At 51.9% G+C, this 21,731-nt stretch carries 23 protein-coding genes; 18 read left to right on the top strand and 5 right to left on the bottom strand.

Features of this window, described 5'->3' with window-relative positions; genetic code table 11:
* Positions 1 to 8: 8 nt before the first annotated feature.
* From AC13H5_RS08605 to AC13H5_RS08595, 3 genes are all read left to right on the top strand, one after another.
* Positions 9 to 1,190, top strand: coding sequence for a glycine C-acetyltransferase (locus tag AC13H5_RS08605; protein WP_483545615.1), 1,182 nt, complete (start codon positions 9 to 11; stop codon positions 1,188 to 1,190).
* Positions 1,191 to 1,510: 320 nt separating this feature from the next.
* Positions 1,511 to 1,684, top strand: coding sequence for a hypothetical protein (locus AC13H5_RS08600; protein ID WP_483545614.1), 174 nt, complete (start codon positions 1,511 to 1,513; stop codon positions 1,682 to 1,684).
* Positions 1,684 to 2,166: a hypothetical protein gene (locus tag AC13H5_RS08595; RefSeq protein WP_483545613.1), complete on the top strand. Its 483-nt coding sequence runs from the start codon at positions 1,684 to 1,686 to the stop codon at positions 2,164 to 2,166. The genes AC13H5_RS08600 and AC13H5_RS08595 overlap by 1 nt, the downstream gene beginning before the upstream one ends.
* Positions 2,167 to 2,190: 24 nt before the next feature.
* On the opposite strand, the gene AC13H5_RS08590 is transcribed toward AC13H5_RS08595, so the two are convergent.
* Entirely contained in the window at positions 2,191 to 2,739 is a 549-nt protein-coding gene (locus AC13H5_RS08590; protein WP_483545612.1) for a DUF4256 domain-containing protein, read from the bottom strand.
* Positions 2,740 to 2,827: 88 nt separating this feature from the next.
* On the opposite strand from AC13H5_RS08590, the gene AC13H5_RS08585 reads away from it, so the two are divergent.
* Positions 2,828 to 3,655, top strand: coding sequence for a hypothetical protein (locus tag AC13H5_RS08585; protein ID WP_483545611.1), 828 nt, complete (start codon positions 2,828 to 2,830; stop codon positions 3,653 to 3,655).
* A complete protein-coding gene (locus AC13H5_RS08580) occupies positions 3,645 to 4,166 on the top strand; it encodes a hypothetical protein (protein ID WP_483545610.1) in 522 nt (173 codons plus the stop codon). Before AC13H5_RS08585 ends, AC13H5_RS08580 begins: the two co-directional genes overlap by 11 nt.
* A gap of 61 nt (positions 4,167 to 4,227) precedes the next feature.
* On the opposite strand, the gene AC13H5_RS08575 is transcribed toward AC13H5_RS08580, so the two are convergent.
* Entirely contained in the window at positions 4,228 to 5,388 is a 1,161-nt protein-coding gene (locus tag AC13H5_RS08575) for an MFS transporter (protein WP_483545609.1), read from the bottom strand.
* A 142-nt stretch (positions 5,389 to 5,530) separates the two neighbouring features.
* On the opposite strand from AC13H5_RS08575, the gene AC13H5_RS08570 reads away from it, so the two are divergent.
* Positions 5,531 to 6,079: a GNAT family N-acetyltransferase gene (locus AC13H5_RS08570; RefSeq protein WP_483545608.1), complete on the top strand. Its 549-nt coding sequence runs from the start codon at positions 5,531 to 5,533 to the stop codon at positions 6,077 to 6,079.
* 19 nt (positions 6,080 to 6,098) lie between these two features.
* Here the strand turns inward: AC13H5_RS08570 and AC13H5_RS08565 are convergent, their stop codons facing one another.
* The gene (locus AC13H5_RS08565) at positions 6,099 to 7,109 is read right to left on the bottom strand and encodes a site-specific integrase (protein WP_214711301.1); all 1,011 of its coding nucleotides are present in this window, start codon (positions 7,107 to 7,109) and stop codon (positions 6,099 to 6,101) included.
* A 102-nt stretch (positions 7,110 to 7,211) separates the two neighbouring features.
* On the opposite strand from AC13H5_RS08565, the gene hflX reads away from it, so the two are divergent.
* The 5 genes from hflX (at position 7,212) to AC13H5_RS08540 (ending at position 12,904) form a co-directional block, all read left to right on the top strand.
* Positions 7,212 to 8,456, top strand: a complete 1,245-nt coding sequence (hflX, locus tag AC13H5_RS08560) for a GTPase HflX (RefSeq protein WP_483545607.1) — start codon at positions 7,212 to 7,214, stop codon at positions 8,454 to 8,456.
* 7 nt (positions 8,457 to 8,463) lie between these two features.
* Positions 8,464 to 9,759, top strand: coding sequence for a methionine gamma-lyase family protein (locus AC13H5_RS08555; RefSeq protein ID WP_138860295.1), 1,296 nt, complete (start codon positions 8,464 to 8,466; stop codon positions 9,757 to 9,759).
* 93 nt (positions 9,760 to 9,852) lie between these two features.
* Positions 9,853 to 10,251, top strand: a complete 399-nt coding sequence (locus AC13H5_RS08550; protein ID WP_021067593.1) for a MerR family transcriptional regulator — start codon at positions 9,853 to 9,855, stop codon at positions 10,249 to 10,251.
* Positions 10,252 to 10,297: 46 nt separating this feature from the next.
* Entirely contained in the window at positions 10,298 to 11,638 is a 1,341-nt protein-coding gene (gene glnA, locus AC13H5_RS08545) for a type I glutamate--ammonia ligase (protein ID WP_034777799.1), read from the top strand.
* 165 nt (positions 11,639 to 11,803) lie between these two features.
* Positions 11,804 to 12,904 (top strand): DNA alkylation repair protein, encoded by a 1,101-nt coding sequence (locus AC13H5_RS08540; protein ID WP_483545606.1) that lies wholly within the window; start codon positions 11,804 to 11,806, stop codon positions 12,902 to 12,904.
* Between the two features lie 87 nt (positions 12,905 to 12,991).
* On the opposite strand, the gene AC13H5_RS08535 is transcribed toward AC13H5_RS08540, so the two are convergent.
* Positions 12,992 to 13,432: a metal-binding protein gene (locus AC13H5_RS08535; RefSeq protein WP_034777795.1), complete on the bottom strand. Its 441-nt coding sequence runs from the start codon at positions 13,430 to 13,432 to the stop codon at positions 12,992 to 12,994.
* On the bottom strand, positions 13,432 to 14,052 hold the full coding sequence (lexA, locus tag AC13H5_RS08530) for a transcriptional repressor LexA (RefSeq protein WP_021067589.1): 621 nt from the start codon (positions 14,050 to 14,052) through the stop codon (positions 13,432 to 13,434). The genes AC13H5_RS08535 and lexA overlap by 1 nt, the downstream gene beginning before the upstream one ends.
* Before the next feature lie 205 nt (positions 14,053 to 14,257).
* Between lexA and AC13H5_RS08525 the strand changes: the two genes are divergently transcribed.
* The 7 genes from AC13H5_RS08525 to AC13H5_RS08495 all read left to right on the top strand — a co-directional run bounded on the left by AC13H5_RS08525 (position 14,258) and on the right by AC13H5_RS08495 (position 21,688).
* Positions 14,258 to 14,494, top strand: a complete 237-nt coding sequence (locus AC13H5_RS08525) for a hypothetical protein (RefSeq protein ID WP_034777792.1) — start codon at positions 14,258 to 14,260, stop codon at positions 14,492 to 14,494.
* A gap of 72 nt (positions 14,495 to 14,566) precedes the next feature.
* A complete protein-coding gene (locus tag AC13H5_RS08520) occupies positions 14,567 to 15,211 on the top strand; it encodes a YneB family resolvase-like protein (protein WP_034777790.1) in 645 nt (214 codons plus the stop codon).
* Positions 15,212 to 15,271: 60 nt separating this feature from the next.
* Positions 15,272 to 15,505, top strand: coding sequence for a DUF896 domain-containing protein (locus AC13H5_RS08515; protein WP_034777788.1), 234 nt, complete (start codon positions 15,272 to 15,274; stop codon positions 15,503 to 15,505).
* Positions 15,506 to 15,704: 199 nt separating this feature from the next.
* Complete coding sequence (tkt, locus tag AC13H5_RS08510) at positions 15,705 to 17,696, top strand: transketolase (protein ID WP_034777787.1); 1,992 nt, start codon at positions 15,705 to 15,707, stop codon at positions 17,694 to 17,696.
* A gap of 124 nt (positions 17,697 to 17,820) precedes the next feature.
* Positions 17,821 to 18,051 carry a YneF family protein gene (locus AC13H5_RS08505; protein WP_021067584.1) on the top strand — a complete coding sequence of 77 codons (231 nt, stop codon included), beginning with the start codon at positions 17,821 to 17,823 and terminating at the stop codon, positions 18,049 to 18,051.
* 129 nt (positions 18,052 to 18,180) lie between these two features.
* Positions 18,181 to 19,935 (top strand): ABC transporter transmembrane domain-containing protein, encoded by a 1,755-nt coding sequence (locus tag AC13H5_RS08500; protein ID WP_034779934.1) that lies wholly within the window; start codon positions 18,181 to 18,183, stop codon positions 19,933 to 19,935.
* Positions 19,925 to 21,688: an ABC transporter ATP-binding protein gene (locus AC13H5_RS08495; protein WP_034777786.1), complete on the top strand. Its 1,764-nt coding sequence runs from the start codon at positions 19,925 to 19,927 to the stop codon at positions 21,686 to 21,688. Before AC13H5_RS08500 ends, AC13H5_RS08495 begins: the two co-directional genes overlap by 11 nt.
* Positions 21,689 to 21,731 lie beyond the last annotated feature (43 nt).

Genomic DNA, 21,731 nt, shown 5'->3' with positions numbered 1-21,731 from the left:
GAATCAATATGGCATTTGAACATATTACAGAAGCAGTCAATGAAATGAAACAAGCGGGCACGTTCCGCTCGCTCGTGCCGCTCGAATCAGCACAAGGGAACGAGGTCACGATCGGTGGCAAGTCGCTCGTCCAGCTATCGTCGAACAACTATCTCGGTCTCGCCAACCATCCGCGCTTGAAGCAAGCGGCAATCGAAGCGGTCGAACAGTTCGGTGCCGGCACTGGGTCGGTGCGGACGATCGCCGGGACGTTCGAGATGCATGAGGCGTTCGAACGCGAGCTCGCCGAGTTCAAGCATACGGAAGCGGCGCTCGTGTTCCAGTCGGGCTTCGCGACGAACCTCGGCGTCTTGTCGGCGCTACTCGGCCCAGAAGACGTCGTCATCAGCGACGCGCTCAACCACGCTTCGATCATCGACGGCATCCGGTTGACGAAAGCGGCCCGCCGCATCTATAAACACGTCGATCTCGAGGACTTAGAAGCGGCCTTGAAAGAGACGCAAGATTACCGGACACGTCTCATCGTCACGGACGGCGTCTTCTCGATGGACGGCAATATCGCGCCGCTCCCGGAAATCGTCGAGCTCGCCGAGAAGTATGACGCGGCGGTCATGGTCGACGACGCCCACGCTTCGGGCGTGCTCGGGAAGAATGGTCGCGGTACGGTCAACCACTTCGGTCTCGACGGACGGGTCGCGCTCCAAGTCGGGACGCTCTCAAAAGCGATCGGCGTCCTCGGCGGATACGTCGCCTGCTCGAACGACGTGCGTGACTTCTTGATTCAAAAAGGACGTCCGTTCTTGTTCTCGACGTCACACCCGCCAGCGGTCGTTGCGGCAAACCGTGAAGCAATCCTTGTCATGAAGGAAGAAGAGGAATTGTTCGACAAGTTATGGGCGAACACCGAGTTCTTCAAAACAGGACTGCGCGACCTCGGCTTCGATATCGGGCATGCGACGACGCCGATCACGCCGGTCATGCTCGGTGAAGAGACGCTCGCACACACGTTCTCGGACAAGCTGAAAGACCACGGCGTGTTCGCACAGAGCATCGCCTTCCCGACGGTCGAGAAAGGCAAGGCCCGGATTCGGACGATCGTGACGGCGGAACATACCCGTGACGACCTCGAACGTGCGCTCGCTGCCTTCAAGGCGGTCGCCGAAGAATTGAACGTCACACTCCATGCGTAAGATTGAACTGCAGACAAATCGTCTGCAGTTTTTTTATTGGGGCGATGTGGTCGTGAGATAAACCATCATGCCCATCCGTTCATTCATTTGAAATTTTTGGTAGACATATAGGAAGGCAGGCTCTAAAATTTGAACAGGTAACTCATAGTTTTTAGATATTTCTTATTTCACATACCGTATTTTCATACATAAAGGAGTTTAAAAGAAAGATGTTAGCGACTGTTCTATTTTTAAGCGCCTGTCTAGGTATCATTTTATCAACCGCCGGCATGTATTTGTTGATCAAGCCGAAACGAGTTGTATCAGGGGATAGTACGACTGTGGACAGCATTATTGGTACGCTCGTGCTTCATGTCATCATCGTCTGCATGACGACAAAGCACATAGGAGCACTTCTGTTGCTCCTCGGGATTGGCATGGGGATCGGGATGGGACTATACGTTGAATTGTATGATGAGCTATTACCGCACGTGCATGAAGTGAGAACGTGGTGATGGAGCAAAACACGAATTTAGCGGTCGGAACAATCATGTCCGCCGAAACATTTTCTATCCTGACGATTTCACCCCCATTCATTATCAACGTCATCTTTAGCGTGTTGATTTTAATTGGTGTGTTTTATTTTCGGAGTGAGAGTTGGAAAGGGCTGTTACTTAATATTGCTCTGACGCTGTGGTCACTGCTTTTCATAGCGGTGTATATAATCGCCTGGTATGTGCGATTGAAGTACGATATCACGCCGGACTTTGCGGCCTCGTTTGCGCCGGGTCCACTCCCAGGATGGAAAGAAATTATTGCGCAAGGGATGGAAGAACCAGATGTTACTGGGAATGCAGTCACATATAGTGCGTTGATCTTTTTCACTCGAAAATATAACGGATGGTATATGTGGGTGTTAAGAGCATTTGCCGTCGTCCCGGTGAGTCTATTTTTCGTCAAGTATGTCCCCATCGTCGTCAATTGGCTCTTCACATAAAAAAAGCAAGGCACGTGGCCCTGCTTAGAGGATGAACATTCCGCGGAATCCTCGGGCCGCATAATACGAATCGGCACCATTATGATAGACGAAGATCTGGTCGTAGCGCCGGTCGCAGAATAAGGCGCCACCTTTTTGACGAATCGCTTCCGGTGTGGCAATCCAGCTCGACGTTTTCAAGTCAAATGAGCCGAGCGTCTGCAGATGGCGATACGTTGCTTCGTCGAGTAGCTCGATTCCCATCTTCTCAGCTGATGCGACGGCACTCCCATTCGGTTTGTTTTTCTTTCGTGCGGCTAACGCCGCATCGTCATAGCATAAGCTGCGTCGGCCGCTCGGACTTTCAGGTGAGCAGTCGCAAAAAGCTAAGGCGCCATTCGGAAGTCGAATCACATCAGGTTCGCCGCCGGTCCGCTCCATTTCAGAGAGTATGATGAGCTTGTTCGAATCCGTCTCCAGTTTCGTGAACACGTCTGACCAGACGACATTGGGATGTCGTTCCATGTGGGTGTGAAAACGTGCTTCGAGAATAGCGAATAACTCGTTTCTGTCTCCAGTTGAGAAGTTAGCCATGATTCTTCACTCCATTTCAGCAGTTTTTATCAGTATAAGATATTTTCGTTATCTATTTATAATTCATTTAGAGAAAGGGGAATGTACGATGAACTTTGAAGAGGTTAATGTTCAGCAGCTACACGAGCAGACGTTCCAGACGATTGATTTGTTTCAAATCAAAACGATTTGGTCTGATTGTCTGCTGAATGATTCTTACCGTGTGACAGATTATTCCGAACTGAACTTACATGTGACGAAGCAAGAATTACTTCAGCTTCGATGGATCGATTTGACGTTACCGATTGGCATCTATTCGAATGAAAAATTAGTCTTTTTGTATAATTCGTATCATCGCAAATTATATACAGAAAAAGTTGTGTCCATCGAGCTAGCCGGACACGATGTTTCTTTCCTCGATTTTTTATTAGCACACAGTCAGACATTTCATTATCCAGATTCATTCTCTGCACAAATGGAATCACTCTATGATTTTTCGGGGGACAATTTGTGGGACAGCCAATGGAGAGAGTTTTATTTACCGAAGTTGAAAGAACCTACATCATTTATCACTTATTTATTGGTCACGCTTGGCGCTCAATCATTTCATATCGTTTCATCAAAGAATGAATTTTTGTCCGGTTTTGAAATCTGGGCGAAACGGACGGGATGTGACCATTCGATAGAACACATCGGGAAATGGATGTGGTCGAAGACATATAAGGTGAGATGTGACGTATCACAACTTTCAGAACATGCTTTGCATCAGCTTGTGTCAATAGTAAACCAATATGAAGAGTGGAAAGGCATTCGATTCCTCATCCCGACCGAGGCAGAAACCGTCTCATTGTTTATCGGAGGCGATTTGATGCAAGGGGATGGGTACGGTGCGTTTCAGTATAAACTTCCGGGAAAAGTGATTTCCAATGAAATTTGAAGATTTATTCTTGTATGACGGGATGATGCACGTATTTGCTTTCAATTATGACCTCGGACCTAAGACTCTGACGTTCAATCTACAGCTCTCCGACCACCCTAGGAAACGGAACGCCTCCTTCCGCGAGCGGCTCGAGGCGAATGGGATTCCTCCACAAAGCGAGATGGTGAACGTGAAGCTCCGCTTTGAAGAGATTATCTACTTGGAAGTCATCGATGAATCGTATGCCGATGGCGTGGTGATCACGCCTCATGACCAGTTTGAAGGACATCAAATCATTCGTTACATGAGATCAGGCTATCTCGAGCAACTCCAAGAAACACGTTTCCAATTGTGGGAGTACATCAAACCGGACGTCGTTACATTTTGTCACTATCGGATATACGGATTGGACACGGTCCTCGAAATCATCACGATGTCGGAACCGATTGTCGAGGTGGCGATCGGATTGAAATGCATCCGTCGCGGCAGCCCGACCATCTATTTTGGCGGGAAGCATTACTACGAGTAATCGTATGAAGCACTCATATCAGCAAACAGGCGCCCTCTCTGACCGAGAAGGCGCCGTCTTGTTATGCAGATTGAATCACATCGTCCGTTAAATCGATTTGTCGACCGAGCCAGACGAGCGGAACGGTCAACGCTGCGCCAATCAAATAGACGATGGCAATCGGCAATCCGTCCGCGAGTAGTCCGAACGTCAGGCTGCCGATGCTGAAGGCGAGGGTGTAGGCCGTCTGTTGGACGCTATACACGTACGGAAGTTGCGAGGCAGCTGTCATTTCTTGGAGCACCGTGTTCGTCTGGATGATGCGGAGCTGGGTGGCGTATCCTTGAACCGCGAGCGCGATGAGCGCGAACGCGATATGAGATGTCATGCCGAACAATAGGGCCGCTAAGACAGACAAGATGGAGCTGACGGCGAGCGAGCTGTTGCGCTTTGCGCGATACAGGTAAGCGCTGGCCAGAATCATGCTAATCAAGAAGCTCGCGTTCATCGTTCCCCACCAGCCCGTATCGATGTGGAGGTGGCGTTCCAGATAGACGAGCAAGAGCGCCGAGATCCAGAGTGTGCTGACGAACGACTCGAACGTGACGAACACCGTGATTAACCTGGCGAAAGGAGCAGTGAGCACGAAGGCGAGGCTGTCCTTAAGCGATATGTCTGATTCGCCATCTTCTACCGTCACGTCGCGGTCGAGTGAACGGACGAAGCGAAGCGTGACGAGCGTCGAGAGCATGAACAACATCAACGCGATCATCAGAGCGAGCTCGCTTGAGAAGGAAGCGACGACCATCGTGCCGAGAGGCCACATCGCCAGCTGAATGAACTGGTTCGACCCTTGGACGAGACTGTTCGCTTGTTGGCGATTCGTTGTCAGCCTGGGGATGAACGACGCCTGGACCGGACGGGCGAACCCATCCAAGAAGGCGATGAGCACGACGAGGCCGAGGACGAGAATCGACTCCGGCCAAATGACGGCCCCGAGCAAGACTGTCTTCAACAGTTGTGTGACGAGCAACGTCTGACCGAGGGTGAACCGAGACAAGACGCGGGCAAAGAACAGACCGCTCACGGTCATGCCGAGCGTGACGGCAATCGGGAAACTGGCCGCAGCCAGGGCGGAACCGGTCTGTTGATATAACAAAGCGATTAAGGCGACGATATAAAGCACGTCGCCGATATTGGCCAGCCATTGACTGACCAGCAGCATGTAAAACGACTTCATCATGACTCTCCTCCGGAACTATTCAATTTTGGGTGGATGACATGAGATCGAATTACATACTTTCACCGCTTTCAAATTATTTACAAATAGTTTACGATGAAATGATGAAGAACACAATAATTGGTAACTTAACGGGGGAAATGACATGTTACGCTATGACATCAATGATCAGCTTCAACTACGAATGTTCACCATTGACGACGCGGAGGCGTTGTTCCAATTGACGATGGCATCGAAGCCATACCTTCGCGAGTGGCTCGGGTGGCTCGATTACACCGAGACGGTCGAAGATTCGCGGCAAAACATCGAAGGACGAATCAAGGGATTGATGGAGACGGGCGGCTATCCGAAATCGTTCGCGATTGTGTATCAGGACGAGCTCGCCGGGACGATCGGCTTCAATGACATCGACCGGGGCATCAAATGCGGGACGGTCGGCTATTGGCTCGGCCAAGACTTTCAAGGCAAGGGCATCATGAGTCAAGCGCTCGAGACAGTCATCGATTATGGGTTCCGTGATTTGAAACTCGATAAAATCGAGATTCGGGTCGCAACTGGGAACGTGAAGAGCCGGGCGCTACCCGAGCGATTCGGCTTCCTCGAAGAAGGGGTGCTCCGGAATGCGGAGTGGCTCTATGACCGCTACGTCGACCACGTCGTGTACGGGCTGTTGCGAAATGAATGGGCCCATTAACATACAAAACCCCGTCCTGTTACAAGGCGGGGTTTTCGTTTGGGATTTGTTCGCCGTAGAGTTCGCTACCGAACTCCGCGTACGCCTGTTCGTAGCGCCGGAGTGATGACTCTTTATGCATACATGTCACGTTCATCCGCTCGAGTGACGTCATGTCGGTCGCGTACGTCTTCAAGACGTGGGCATTGCGGAGCATCGATGGTGTGACCGAGCGGGTGAGACCGCTCCGTTCGTTCAATTGGCGCATCATCTTCGTGATCATGACGATCGTCAACTGTTTCGGCTGGTTCTTCGCATACACCCAGCGGAATGTCATTCGGGCGAAATCGAAAGAGACAAATACAGGATCATCCGAGTACCAGCGCGGACGGACCGGCGTCGGGATGTCGGCCAAATAGTTCATGAGAAGTGCCTGGTCCTCTGGACTAAGTTTCAACGTGAACCGGTTGCCGAGCCGGTCATAGACGTCGAACTCGTGGCTCGCGAGGTGCAGGTCGTTCATCCGGAGACGGATGATATGGTGGACCCGGAGACCGTACTTATAGAACAGAGTGACGATCAACTCGTTTCGGTTGACGAGGTATGGATGCGCCTGAAGCTGATTCTCGCTCAGACCGCTTGTTGAGCGGATCGTTCGGACGAGCTTGTTGAACTCAGCGGGCAAGGCGATCTGGTCGACGGTGAGCGTGTGGGCCGGTTGCGCATACGTCAGCATCTTCTTACGGAGCGGGTTCAAGAAGACGGTCAGGCTATTGATGACGGTGACAATCCGGGCGACCGTCGCCTGTTGATATTGCTTCTCCTCGATGAGGAAGTCGTTGACGAACGTCTTCCACGATTCGAGCGGGACGGCGAGCCACGCCTCCGGGGCATCGAGCTCGACGTTATGGTCATGAAAGTATTTGTGCACATCGATCAAATCGTACCGATAGCGTTTCAGCGTCGACGGTTGACGGCCGCTCGCGCCGAGATGGAACAAGTACGCCTCGATATATTCAGGCAATGGATACTCTTTTCTACGTTTCGTCATGGACGTTCCTCCTTCTCCTCATATCGTACCACAAACGGACGTTCTCCATTCGTCGTTTCGTGGTAAGATGGAGGATGAGACTTATAGGAATGAGGGATTTTTATGCAACGAGAGAAAGTCATTATCGTCGGGTGTCAATTACCGACCGTCGACGATTGGACATATGAACAATCGATGGGGGAACTTGTCGAATTGGTCGATACGGCACGAGGTGAGGTCGTCGCCCGTCTCGATCAGAAACGGCAACAAGTCGACCGCCGCACATTCATCGGAAAAGGGAAAGTCGAGGAGCTCGCGGTGCTCATCGAACAGTTCGAGCCGGACATCGTCATCTTCAACGCCGAGCTGTCGCCGGCCCAATCGAAGAATATCCGCATCTCGCTGAACGACCCGGACGAGATGAAACTGATTGACCGGACGCAATTGATTTTAGACATCTTTGCCGGACGGGCCCAATCGAAAGAAGGGAAGCTCCAAGTCGAGCTCGCTCAGATGAACTACCTGCTTCCACGTTTGATCGGACAAGGCACGCAGTTGTCACGTCTCGGTGGCGGAATCGGGACTCGGGGACCGGGTGAGACGAAACTCGAGTCCGACCGTCGTCACATCAAGCGCCGCATCGATGAAATCAAGAAAAATCTCGAAGGCACGGTCGCGCACCGTGACCGTTACCGGGAGCGTCGGAAAGAAAACCGTGTGTTCCAAGTCGCGCTCGTCGGTTACACGAACGCCGGGAAGTCGACAATCTTTAACCGCTTGACGGATGCGGATACGTACGAACAGGACGAACTGTTCGCGACGCTCGACCCGCTCACGCGCGAGCTCGAGTTGCCGCGGGGCGGTAAAGTGCTGATCACGGACACGGTCGGATTTATTCGTGACTTGCCGACGAAACTCGTCGCCGCGTTCCGCTCGACGCTCGAGGAAGTGCTCGGGGCCGATCTCGTCTTGCACGTCATCGACGCATCGAATCCGCATTACATGAACCAAATCGATACGACGAATTCGGTATTGTCGGAACTCGGTGCGAGTGAGTTGCCGCAGCTCGAGGTATACAATAAGAAAGATCGGTTGACGGGAGACTTCGTCGGCGGACCGCTCGTCATCTCGGCGCTCGATTCGACCGATATCGAGACGCTCATCGGCGCGATCGAAGATAAGATTGCGGATGTGTTGACGAAAGTACACGTCGTCTTGCCGGTCCGCTCGTTCGAGCATTACCATCCGGCCAAAGATTCGATGTATCGTCTCGAGGAGAAGTTCCTCGATGACGGTTCGGTCGAACTCGTCGGATATATGAGAGAAGACACGCGTCTATATGCGACGCTGAAACAATTTGAGGTGTGAAACAATGATGTGGCAAGAAAAGATTGCGTACTATGATGAATTGGCCCCGTTCGTGACCGAGGCGGAAGAACGGGTAAAACCATATTTTGAAACGATCGAGGCGACGGCGGAGTTCAACCAATACCGTGTCCTCGAGTCGTTCAAGAAACACAAAGTGTCGGATTTCCATTTCAATCCGACGACCGGGTACGGCTATGACGATATCGGGCGCGACACGCTCGAATCGATCTACGCCGACGTGTTCGGGGCGGACCTCGCCCTATGCCGTCCGCAAATCATCTCCGGGACACACGCCATCGGGATCGCCTTGTTCGGTGTGTTGTTGCCAGGAGATGAGCTGCTCTATATCACCGGCAAGCCGTACGATACGCTCGAAGAGATCGTCGGGATTCGGGGAGACGGCCGTGGGTCGCTCAAAGAGCTCGGTGTCGGCTACGACACGGTCGAGCTGAAAGAGGACCGAATCGACGTCGAGACCGTCATCGGACGGATTCGTCCTGAGACAAAGCTCGTCGGCATCCAGCGCTCGAAAGGTTACGCCAATCGTCGCAGCATCCCGGTCCAAGAAATCGGTGAGGCGATCAGGAAGATCAAAGCGGCACATCCGCACGTCTTCATCTTCGTCGACAACTGCTACGGCGAGTTCGTCGAGACGATCGAACCGACCCACGTCGGGGCCGATCTCATGGCCGGCTCGCTCATCAAGAACCCGGGTGGCGGCTTGGCGAAGACGGGCGGCTATATCGCCGGGACGAAAGAACTCGTCGAACGCTGTTCGTTCCGCATGACGACGCCAGGCATCGGGAGCGAGGCCGGTCCGTCACTCTACTCGCTCCAAGAGATGTACCAAGGGTTTTACATGGCGCCACATACGGTCGCCCAAGCGTTGAAAGGGGCACACTTGACGGCGAGCCTGCTCGGATTGCTCGGTTTCGAGACCGACCCGCATTATACGACGCCCCGGACCGATTTGATTCAATCGGTGACGTTCCGCGACCGTGACAAGATGATCGCCTTCTGTCAGAGCATCCAAATGGCGTCACCGGTCAATGCCCACGCGTTGCCGGTACCAGCCTATATGCCGGGCTATGAGGATGACGTCATCATGGCGGCCGGGACGTTCATTCAAGGATCATCGATTGAACTGTCGGCCGATGGACCGCTCCGGGCTCCATACACGGCATACGTCCAAGGCGGATTGACTTACGCCCACGTCAAGGTCGCGCTCATGCTCGCCTTGAGCCAATTGCGGACGAAAGAGCTCGTCACATTTGACCGTGACAATATCTCACAGAAGTTGTAACCGAAATGTCATGTTAACTTTCTTAACATCTATTGACAGGTAAGTTGTCATGTATTATTCTCACAGTGTGAGACAGAAAAGGAGGGGTAAGAGATGGCCGATCAATTTCGTCGCTCCAACCCGTTGTTTCCGATTGGAATCGTTCAAGATTTGACACAGCTGACAGGTAGACAGATTCGGTACTATGAAGAACAGGGTCTAATTTCGCCTAGTCGGACGGAATCGAAACGACGGCTCTATTCCTTTAATGATGTCGAACGTCTACTCACGATCAAGGATTTTATCGACCAAGGCTTCAACTTGGCGGCGATTCGTCATATGCTCGACAACACGGACGCCAAAGATGCGGAATCACCAAAGGCACCGGTCGATGAAGCACCGAAGATCTCTGAACAAGAGTTACACAAATTATTGAAAACACAGCTTCAAGAAGCTGGCCGTTTCAATAAGACGTCGCTCATTCAAGGTGAGCTGTCACGTTTTTATCGATGACGCCAGTACACTAACCATTACACAATGTGAGAGGGGACATTTCACCATGGCCAGAAAAACGTTCACGAAAGAAGACATCAAACGCATCGCACAAGAAGAGGACGTACGCTTTATTCGTCTTCAATTCACGGATATCCTCGGTACGATCAAAAACGTCGAGGTTCCGATCAGCCAATTGGACAAAGCACTTGATAACAAGATGATGTTCGATGGCTCTTCAATCGAAGGGTTCGTACGCATCGAGGAATCAGACATGAACCTCTATCCAGACCTTGACACATGGGTTGTCTTCCCGTGGACAGACGGCAGCGGTAAAGTCGCTCGCTTGATTTGTGATATTTATACGCCGGACGGCAAACCGTTCAGCGGTGACCCGCGCGGCAATTTGAAGCGTAACCTCGAGCGCATGCAAAAGCTCGGCTTCACAGCATTCAACGTCGGACCAGAGCCTGAGTTCTTCCTCTTCAAGAAAGACTTGAACGGCCAACCGACACTCGAACTCAACGACCAAGGCGGTTACTTCGACTTGGCACCGGTCGACCTCGGCGAGAACTGCCGTAAAGAGATCGTCATCGAGCTCGAAAACATGGGCTTCGAAATCGAAGCATCACACCACGAAGTCGCACCAGGTCAGCACGAGATCGACTTCAAATACGCAGATGCGGTCACGACGGCCGATAACATCCAAACGTTCAAACTCGTCGTCAAGACGATCGCAGCAAAATACGGTCTTCACGCGACGTTTATGCCGAAGCCACTCTTCGGTGTCAACGGTTCAGGGATGCACGCTAACATGTCGCTCTTCAAAGGTGACACGAACGTCTTCTACGATCCAAACGGCGAAATGGAACTCTCTGACACGGCTCGCGCCTTCACGGCAGGGATTCTCGAGCACGCTCGTGCGTTCACGGCTGTCTGTAACCCGACTGTCAACTCGTACAAGCGCCTCGTTCCTGGTTACGAAGCACCTTGCTACGTAGCATGGAGCGCGCGCAACCGTTCACCACTCGTTCGTGTACCAGCGGCCCGTGGCCTCTCGACACGTATCGAAGTACGTTCGGTCGACCCAGCGGCGAACCCGTACCTCGCTTTGGCCACGCTTTTGGCTGCAGGTCTTGATGGAATCGAGAAAGAAATGGCGGCTCCGAAGCCGATCGATAGCAACATCTACGTCATGGACAAGCCAGAACGTGTTGCTAACGGGATTGACGACCTTCCGGCTACGCTCTTCGACGCGCTCGAAGTACTCCGTACCGACAAAGTCGTCATGGAATCACTCGGTGAACATATCGGTGAGCACTTCCTCGAGTTGAAAGAAATCGAGTGGGATATGTTCCGTACGCAAGTGACAGAGTGGGAACGCGATCAGTACATGACGCTCTACTAAGTCGACTAATAAGGGATATTCCCTTTAAAATCAGAGTCCTGAACGAGTCTTCGTATGAAGTGCTCATTCAGGACTCTTTTTCTATAATTCGCTTCAACTAATCAATATAATGAGGGAGAATGTATATCACTATAAATGTAATGGAATGGGATAGGGGGACGAGAAGTGGCAACACCATTAAAAGACGTGTATGATGAGACCTTTTTGTTGGAATTTGGACGACGTATTCAAACCGTGTATCCGTCATTTGACGTACAGGCTTTTATCGCATCAATCATAGATGAATCGTGGGAAGCGTTGGCACTCAAAGGGCGTACTCGACGTATTTCGATAAAACTCGGTCAGTATTTGCCACAGGATTACGAATCAGCTTTGGACGTATTGGTTGAAATTGCAGATGACTGCGTCGGCTTTCCTTATTTGTTTTTCCCGGACTTTGTAGCGGTGTATGGACAGGCAGAAGAGCATTGGGAACGCTCGATGTCAGCGCTCGAACTCTTCACGCAGAAGTCGTCTTCTGAATTCGCCATCAGACCTTTTTTGTTGCGGGATCCAACGCGTGTGATGCACCAAATGACAGCTTGGGCCATTCATCCGAACGAACATGTTCGGCGTTTGGCGAGTGAGGGTTGTCGTCCTCGCCTTCCGTGGGCGGAATCGTTACCGATGTTCAAAGAAGACCCAGCTCCAGTGTTGGAGATCCTAGAGTTGTTAAAAGAAGATCCATCATTATATGTGAGAAAAAGTGTCGCTAACAACCTCAACGATATCTCGAAAGATCACCCAGAAGCTGTACTCGCAGTCTCGCGACGATGGCAGGGCGAGCATCCTCATACCGATTGGATCATTAGGCACGGATGCCGGACACTGATCAAGTCAGCCCATCCTGACGCGTTAACGATATTCGGTTATACGCAGGAAACAAATTTAACCGTCGACGCATCGATTTCTATACATCCGAACGTGATCCGCATAGGGGAGGCGTGCGAGATTGAGTACGATGTGTCCATTCGTCCAGGGGATGCTGCTTATATTCGTATCGAATACGCGATTGAGTTTATAAAGGCCAACGGGAAAGCGAGTCGTAAAGCATTCCTGCTAGCGAATAGAACCGTCGCTGGGGGTGCGCGACTTGCAGCGACCAGAGTGCACGACTGGTCAGATTTGACGACCCGTCGGCATTATCCAGGGGAGCATCGTGTCGTCTTGTTGGTAAATGGACGAGAAGTGGCTGAACATCATGTCATGTTGCATAAAAGTTATTGAACTTCCATATAATAAACGGTTCAAAAAAGGGCAACCCTGTCTATTTAGACGGGTTGCCCTTTTTTAGCGTATAACATAACGATCTGGTTAAAACGCACGTTTGAAGAACGTGGACGCATAGTCGAGCGTCGTATGTAGCGTCGTCGCGAAAACGAGTCCGAAGAAGCATGCTGCCCCGTTCAGGTCGAGCCACGATCTGACAGCTTCCTCATACGGCGTGACCGTGAGCAGAAGCGTGAGCGGGAAACCGAGATAGATGACCCGGATCAGATCGCTCAAGAGCGGAAAATGCGAGAATAACGACCGATGGGGCATAATCTTCACATAAGGGAGCCAAAAGCCCCGAAGCGGTCCCCATCGATAATAGGCGTCCGACTTCAAATCGAGATCCGGGGAGAGCCAGAACGTCCCGATGAGGGCGCCAAGCAAGAACACGGTCGGAACATCGATGTCAATAAAAGGCGTGGCAATCGCAAGAGCACCGATTGCCACGAGATTCGTACGGGTATGTGTCTTGCCACTAGCCATTAGTGAATCGTGCGGTATACACCGATGACCTTCCCTAAAATCGACACGTTATCGAAATACATCGCTTCGAGCTCGTCGTTCTCCGGCTGGAGGCGAACTTTCGAAGCTTCTTTATAAATCCGCTTCACGGTCGCTTCACCTTCATCCGTCATGGCGACGACAATCTCTCCATTGTCGGCCGTGTTCTGTTGACGGACGAGGACGCGGTCCCCATCCAAGATCCCCGCGTTAATCATCGAGTCTCCTGAGACAGAGAGCATGTAGACGTTGTCGGAACCGACGACGTGAGCCGGGAGCGGGAAGTGTTCTTCCACGTTCTCGATGGCCGTGATCGGCGTACCGGCTGTGACTTTCCCGATGACCGGCACGTACATGACGGCATCGTGGTCTTCGACGACGGACATCTCTTCATCCAAAATCTCGATGGCGCGTGGCTTCGTCTTATCACGTCGAATCAATCCACGCTTCTCAAGACGGTCCAAGTGACCGTGTACAGTCGAGCTCGATGCGAGCCCGACAGCCTCGCCAATTTCGCGGACCGAAGGGGGATACCCTTTCGCCCGAACCTCGGCTTTTATAAAATCAAGAATCTGTTGTTGTCTTGCTGACATTTTTTTCAATGGATTTCACCTCGATTATGTCGAATAACCTGCGAACGCATCCTATTCTTTATGGGTTTAGTTTAACACAAGAACACATGAGCGCACAAACATTCGTTCGTTTTTTTCTGCTTGACCGAACAGAAGTTCTTGTTTTATGATGAGAACAGATAAACGAACAGACGTTCTCGAGAACGTGTATTCTTATTCCCAGGAGGCAATGATTATGAGAGACACAATCAATGGAATCATCTTAGTCGGCATGTTGGCATTCGGTATGTTCGTATTTTTCGCGGTCGGAGAGCTTCGTGACAACGAAGCGGTCGTCGTGACCGAACAAAAAGTCGAACACAGTATTGAAGAAGAAGTCGCCTTGACAGAGGCGGAGACGCTCGAAGCGCATATTCTCGCTAAACGGGATGAGAAAAAAGACGACAAGACGACGTGGTTCGCCGCCGAATAATCGTTTCTGATTGCGAACATCCCTTCATCCTGTGTATCGTAGAGGGCGAATGGAAAGAAAGGAAGTGACGCGATGCGAGTCGTCATTTATTGTCGCGTATCGACGAACAAGTCCACCCAAGAGACGTCGCTCAGTCGTCAGGCGGACGAATTGAAGCAGATGGCGAGACGTCTTGATGCTGAGGTTGTCGATGTGATCAGTGAACAAGAGAGCGGGTATGAGGTCAATCGGGCGGGACTGCTCGATCTATTGGAGCACGTCTCGACGTCTGATCTCGATGCCGTGCTCGTGAGCGATGACAGCCGTCTCGGACGGGGAAATGCAAAAATCGCTATCTTGCATACGCTCATGAAACATAACGTGCGCTTGTTGACGATGCAGTCGTCCGATGAATATATCGTCTCCGACGCCGAGAAGATGGTGCTCGAAATCGTCAGTGTCGTCGAAGAGTATCAACGCAAGATCCATAACGCTAAAATTTCACGCGGAATGCGTCGGGCGGTCGCGAACGGATTTAATCCGCATCGGAATATCCAGCACCATGACCAGGGCGGCCGGAGCCGAATCGAAGTTCCGATTGAAGAAATCGTCCAATTGCGTGAACGTGGACTCACGTTCGCTGAAATTGCCGCCACCCTCCGCGGTTTTGGTTATGAGGTATCGAAAGCGACCGTGAACCGGCGCTACTTGGAGCACGTGTCGGTACCAGAAACTTGATTCCTGCTCGCTGATTTTGTACAGTAGAAGGACAAATTCAGTAGAGAGGGGGCGAGCCCGATGCTAGCACCTGAACAGTTGGAGCGAATCAATTTCCTCGCCAACAAAGCAAAGACAGATGGTCTGTCACCACAAGAGATGGACGAGCAGCAAGCGCTGCGCCAACAATATTTGCAAGCGTTCCGCCAATCATTCAAATCACAGATGATGGGAATGAAGGTCGTCGATCCGGAAGGAAACGACGTAACGCCAGAAAAATTAAAAGATGAGCAGGAACGTTACCGCTCAGAATGACCATGAATGCACATCCTATTTCATATAGGATGTGCATGTTTGTTATACGCGAACGTTGATCAGGGGGACTCATTGATGCGTTTTCAAACGAAAGGAAGTAAACGATTCCATTTAATGTGTTATACTAATTAATTAGTTGTGACACACGAATGAGTGTGCTAAAATATGACGGGTAGAAACTTTGTTAACAACAGAGAGGATGAAATTAGTGGAAACAACTACTAAAGAATTATTAGCGATTAACTCGATTCGGACGCTCTCAATCGATGCGGTCCAAAAAGCGAACTCAGGTCACCCGGGTATGCCGATGGGTGCGGCTCCGATGGCGTTCACACTTTGGACGGACAAAATGCGTCACAACCCGAAAAACCCGAACTGGTTCAACCGTGATCGGTTCGTCCTTTCAGCGGGACACGGTTCGATGCTCTTGTACTCGCTTCTTCACTTATCTGGTTACGATCTCTCAATGGACGATCTCAAATCGTTCCGCCAAATGGATTCGAAAACGCCTGGGCATCCAGAGTACCGTCACACGGCAGGTGTCGACGCGACGACTGGACCGCTCGGACAAGGGATTGCCATGGCTGTCGGGATGGCAATGGCAGAGAAACATTTGGAAGCGACGTACAACCGCGATGAGTTCAAAGTGGTTGACCACTTCACATACGGGATTTGCGGAGACGGTGACTTGATGGAAGGCGTATCGGCAGAAGCTGCTTCGCTCGCTGGTCACTTGAAACTTGGCAAACTCGTCGTCCTTTACGATTCAAATGATATCTCGCTTGACGGCGACCTTCACAAATCGTTCTCGGAAAGCGTTGAAGATCGTTTCAACGCCTACGGTTGGCAAGTGATCCGTGTCGAAGATGGTACGGATATCGATACGATCGCGAAAGCAATCGACGAAGCGAAAGCAGAAACGTCGAAACCGACCCTCATCGAAGTGAAGACGGTTATCGGCTTCGGTTCACCGAACAAGTCAGGCAAATCGGCATCACACGGTGCACCACTCGGCGAAGCTGAAATTGAGCTCACGAAGCAGTTCTACAAGTGGGAAGGCGAGAACTTCTACGTACCGAACGAAGTATACGACTTGTTCAACGATAAAGTCGTTGAGCCAGGCGCGAAGCATGAAGCGGACTGGAACGAACTCGTTGAAGCTTACAAGTCAGCACACCCTGAACTTGGTGCCCAGTTCGAGCGTGCGATGAACAACGAGCTCCCAGAAGGTTGGGACAGCGAATTGCCGACGTTCGAAATCGGTTCGAAAAAAGCGACTCGTCAAACGAGCGGTGAAGTATTGAACGCGATCGCCAAAGCGGTTCCGACTCTCTTCGGAGGCTCGGCTGACCTCGCTGGTTCGAACAACACGATGATCAAAGGCGCTGCGGACTTCGATGAAGATCCAGCCGGCCGCAACATCTGGTTCGGAGTCCGTGAATTCGCGATGGCAGCAGCCGTCAACGGGATGGCGCTCCACGGTGGGGTTCTCCCATACGGCGCGACGTTCTTCGTCTTCTCGGATTACCTTCGCCCGGCCGTTCGACTTGCTGCGCTCATGGGAATCCCATCAACGTTCGTCTTGACACACGATTCAATCGCGGTCGGCGAAGATGGCCCGACCCACGAACCGGTCGAGCACTTGATGAGCTTCCGTGCGATGCCAAACTTGTCTGTTCTCCGTCCGGCTGACGGAAAAGAGACGATTGCGGCTTGGAAGCAAGCAATCACAACGAAATCATCACCGTCACTTCTCGTCTTGACGCGTCAAGCGTTGCCAGAACTCGAGGGCACGTCGATTGAAGAAGCGGCCAAAGGTGGCTACGTCGTCGCCGGTAACTCGAGCGAGGCGGACGTCCTCCTTCTCGGTACAGGTTCTGAAGTACACGTCCTCGTCGAAGCTCGCGAAGCACTCGCGGCTGAAGGCGTGAACGCGGCTGTCGTCTCGATGCCTTCTTGGGAATTGTTCGAAGCGCAATCGGCAGAGTATAAAGAATCGGTCCTTCCGTCGTCGATCACGAAACGTGTCTCGCTCGAAGCGGGCGCGACGCTCGGTTGGTACAAATACGTCGGTTTCGGCGGAAAAGTACTCGGCATCGACAAGTTCGGCGCTTCTGCTCCTGGGGATCTCCTCATGAAAGAATACGGCATGTCTGTCGACAACGTCGTCGCAGCTGTCAAATCACTTTAATCGCATGTTGTCAGTGGTGGCCCGGAGGTTTTGGGTCACCACTTTTTTTTCAGACGACTAGCGAATTAGCGTAATATAGTGTATAGTAAAAAACGATGTTTCATATGGTAGAGGAGGTTAAGCCTTGAGTACATTATTCTGGATTCTTCTTATCGTGGCAGCACTAATCGGGGGTATTGCGATCGGTTTCTTTATCGCTCGTAAATACATGATGAACTACCTCGAACAGAACCCACCGATCAACGAAGATATGATTCGTACATTGATGATGCAAATGGGTCAAAAGCCGTCACAGAAGAAAGTCAACCAAGTGATGCGCGCCATGAACGTTCAAATGAAGAACGAAAAGAAATAAACTCGATTGACCGAAGCACTTTGCGCCCGCAAAGTGCTTTTTTCATCCAGTTTTTGTTAGACAATCGAACAAACTTTCGCTAATCTAATAGAATAGTCTGAATTCAAGACAACATAGGGGGTGTTTCCAATTCGTGTATTCAAACAACTAGCTTGGTTCTTCAAGCTCGAGTGGCGGACGTATGCGCTCGGCATCGTCTTACTCATGTTCGTCGCGGCGCTCGAACTTATACCGCCGCGCATCATCGGACGAATCGTCGATGAAATCAACCGGGGAACGCTTGGAACAGATTTATTATGGATGTTGCTCGGCGGGCTCGCGGCCGTCGGGATCGGGAACTATGTGGCCCGTTTCTTCTGGCGATACTTCATCTTCGGGGCTTCGATTCGCCTCGGTCGGATGTTGCGGAGTCAGCTCTATCGTCATTTCACCGATTTAGATCAACGGTTTTATAAGAAGTCGCGGGTCGGGGATTTGATGGCCCATGCGACAAACGATGTCCAAGCCGTCTCGACGACGGCGGGTGCGGGGATTTTGACACTCGTCGATAGCATCACTATGGGAACGTTCGTCATTATCACGATGGTGACGACCATCAGTTGGAAGTTGACGGTCGTGGCATTGTTGCCGCTGCCAATCATGGTCGCGTTGACGACGCGATACGGCAAACTCTTACATAATCGGTTCGGGGTCGCCCAAGCGGCGTTCTCTGAACTGAACGATAAAGTCCAAGAGAGCGTCAGCGGTGTCCGGGTGTTGAAGTCGACCGGGGAAGTCGGCCGCGACGTCGACTCGTTCGAGAAGCTATCCGACGAAGTCATGGCGAAAAACGTACGTGTCGCGAAAATCGACGCCTTGTACGACCCGACCATCTTCGGGATTGTCGGCCTCTCGTATATCTTGTCGATCGGTTATGGCGCGTATTTGATTGAACAAGGAGAGCTGACCATCGGACAGATCGTTAGTTTCACCGCCTATCTCGGCTTGCTCACGTGGCCGATGCTCGCTTTCGGCTGGCTGTTCAATATCGTCGAACGAGGGCGGGCGTCTTACGACCGGATCGAGCGGATGCTCGCCGTCAAACCTGAGATTCAGGATGATCCGATGGCGGCGACGAAACTCGCCCATTCGGAGATTGAAGCGGATATTCGTGCGTTCCGTTATGACGAGACGCCCGTCCTGCAAGACGTCACATTCCGCCTCGAACGCGGACGGACGCTCGGACTCGTCGGCCGTACCGGTTCTGGTAAGACGACGATTGTACGCTTGTTGACACGAGAGTATGACGTGCATGATGGGACGATCAAAATCGGTGGTGTCAACATTCGCCAAGTGAAAAAATCACTCCTGCTCGATAAAGTCGCCGTCGTCCCGCAAGACCATTTCTTGTTCAGCGATTCGATTGCGAACAATATCGCATTCGGCAAACCGGAAGCGAAACTCGACGAAATCATGGAGGCGGCCAAAATCGCCGAGGTTCATGATGACATCATGCGGCTGCCGGAAGGATACGCCACGCTCGTCGGGGAACGGGGTGTGACGTTGTCGGGTGGTCAGAAGCAACGGATTTCAATCGCACGTGCCCTCATGATTGAGGCGGACGTGTTGATCCTCGACGATGCCCTCTCGGCTGTCGATGCGAAGACGGAGGAGGCGATCATCGAGCATTTCCGGACCGGGAACCCTGACCAGTCCCGCTTGATCGTGGCGCATCGACTGTCTGCGGTCGAGCATGCTGATGAGATTCTCGTCCTTGAGGACGGTCGAATCATCCAACGCGGGCGTCATCAGGACTTGATTCGCGAGCCCGGTTGGTACAAAGACACGTACGATCGCCAACAACTCGAGGCGATTGTCGAAGGAGGTGGCCACCATGAAGCATGACGTTCAGGAATGGGCGGTCATCAAACGCCTGTTGGCCTACACGAACCGCTACGCACGTCCGCTCGGACTCGCTTTTGTGTTCTTGCTGCTCGCCACCGGCGCAAAACTCGCAGGACCGTTCTTAATCAAAGTGTTCATCGATGAGTTCGTGACGCCTGGCGTCTATCCGACAAACTGGGTCGTCACCTTGCTCGTCGTCTATCTCGTCCTCCATATCTCGGCGATCATCTTCGACTACTTGCAGTCAATTTCGTTCCAAAAGATTGCCTTGAAGATCGTGCAAAACATCCGGATGGATATCTTCCGACATGTGATGGGGATGCGGCTCGCCTACTTTGACCGGACTCCGGCGGGAGTGCTTGTCTCTCGAATCACGAACGACACCGAGGCCGTCAAGGAACTGTATGTCGGGGTAATGAGCACGTTTGTACAGTCAGCGGTTCAATTGGTCGGGACGTACGTGTTCCTTTATATCCTCGAACCGACGCTCGCGACGATGGGGCTCGTCCTTGTTCCGCTGTTCTGGCTCATCATCTGGGCGTATCGCCGCTATTCGACAAAATATTTTGCCCAAGTGCGTGACTTGTTGTCACAACTGAACGGGCAATTGAATGAATCGATCAACGGGATGGGAATCGTTCAACAGTTTCGTCAAGAAGAGCGGCTCGTCCGCCAGTTCGAAGAAACGAACGAGGCCCATCAAGAGGCACGCTATCGAAACTTGAAGCTCGACAGCATGTTGCTGCGACCGATCATCGAGCTGTTGCTCGCCTTCTCCATCATTGGACTGCTCGGCTATTACGGCGTCTTGTCGACGACCGAGCAAGTGCAGGTCGGGGTCGTCTATGCCTTCATCAGCTACATCGAGCGCATCTTCCGTCCGGTGCTCGACATCATGCAACGCTTGAGCGAGTTTCAACAGGCGGTCGTCTCGGCGGACCGTGTCTTCAAAATCTTGGACACGGATGAACCGGCTCCAGGAAAGAGTCTTGCCGGTCCTGCCGAAATCGGCTCCGGGGAAGTCCGGTTCGAGAACGTCACGTTCAGCTACGATGGGGAAGTCGATGTATTGAAACAGATATCATTCGTCGCCAAACCAGGCGAGACGGTCGCCCTCGTCGGTCACACGGGTAGCGGAAAGAGTTCGATCATCAACCTGTTGACCCGGTTCTATCCGTATCAATCAGGTCAAATCACGATCGACGGGTATCCGATTGAGCAGTTCGAGGAAGCCGAGCTCCGAGCCAAAGTCGGGCTTGTGCTCCAAGATCCATTTTTGTTCACAGGGACGATCGAGGATAACTTGAAACTGTTCAATCCGACAATCGACTCGGACAAAGTCCGGGAAGCGGCCGAGTTCGTGCAAGCTCATACGTTCGTCGAGAAGCTTGAGGCCGGTTACGGACATACGGTCGGTGAGCGCGGCGCGACATTCTCGAGCGGGGAACGGCAACTGCTCGCCTTCGCCCGGACGGTCGCCCGTGACCCGAAGATTTTGATTTTAGATGAGGCGACGAGTTCGATTGACACCGAGACCGAGGAGCGTGTCCAGCTCGCCCTCGATCGGATGAGACGGGGACGGACGACGATTGCCATCGCTCACCGTCTGTCGACGATTCAAGATGCCGACTTGATTCTCGTCCTTCATCGGGGTGAGATCGTCGAACGAGGTAACCATCAGGCGCTTTTAAAACAGGATGGGCTGTACAAAAAGATGTACGAACTTCAATCTGGTCAACGTCTGATGTCATAAATTACAAAAAAGACACCGTCAAGGTGTCTTTTTTCCATGGAAA

It is taken from the genome of Exiguobacterium sp. FD-YE-25-4, from assembly GCF_057004685.1.
Note: the sequence above shows the minus strand (reverse complement) of the source record. Positions and strands in the feature narration are given on the sequence as shown.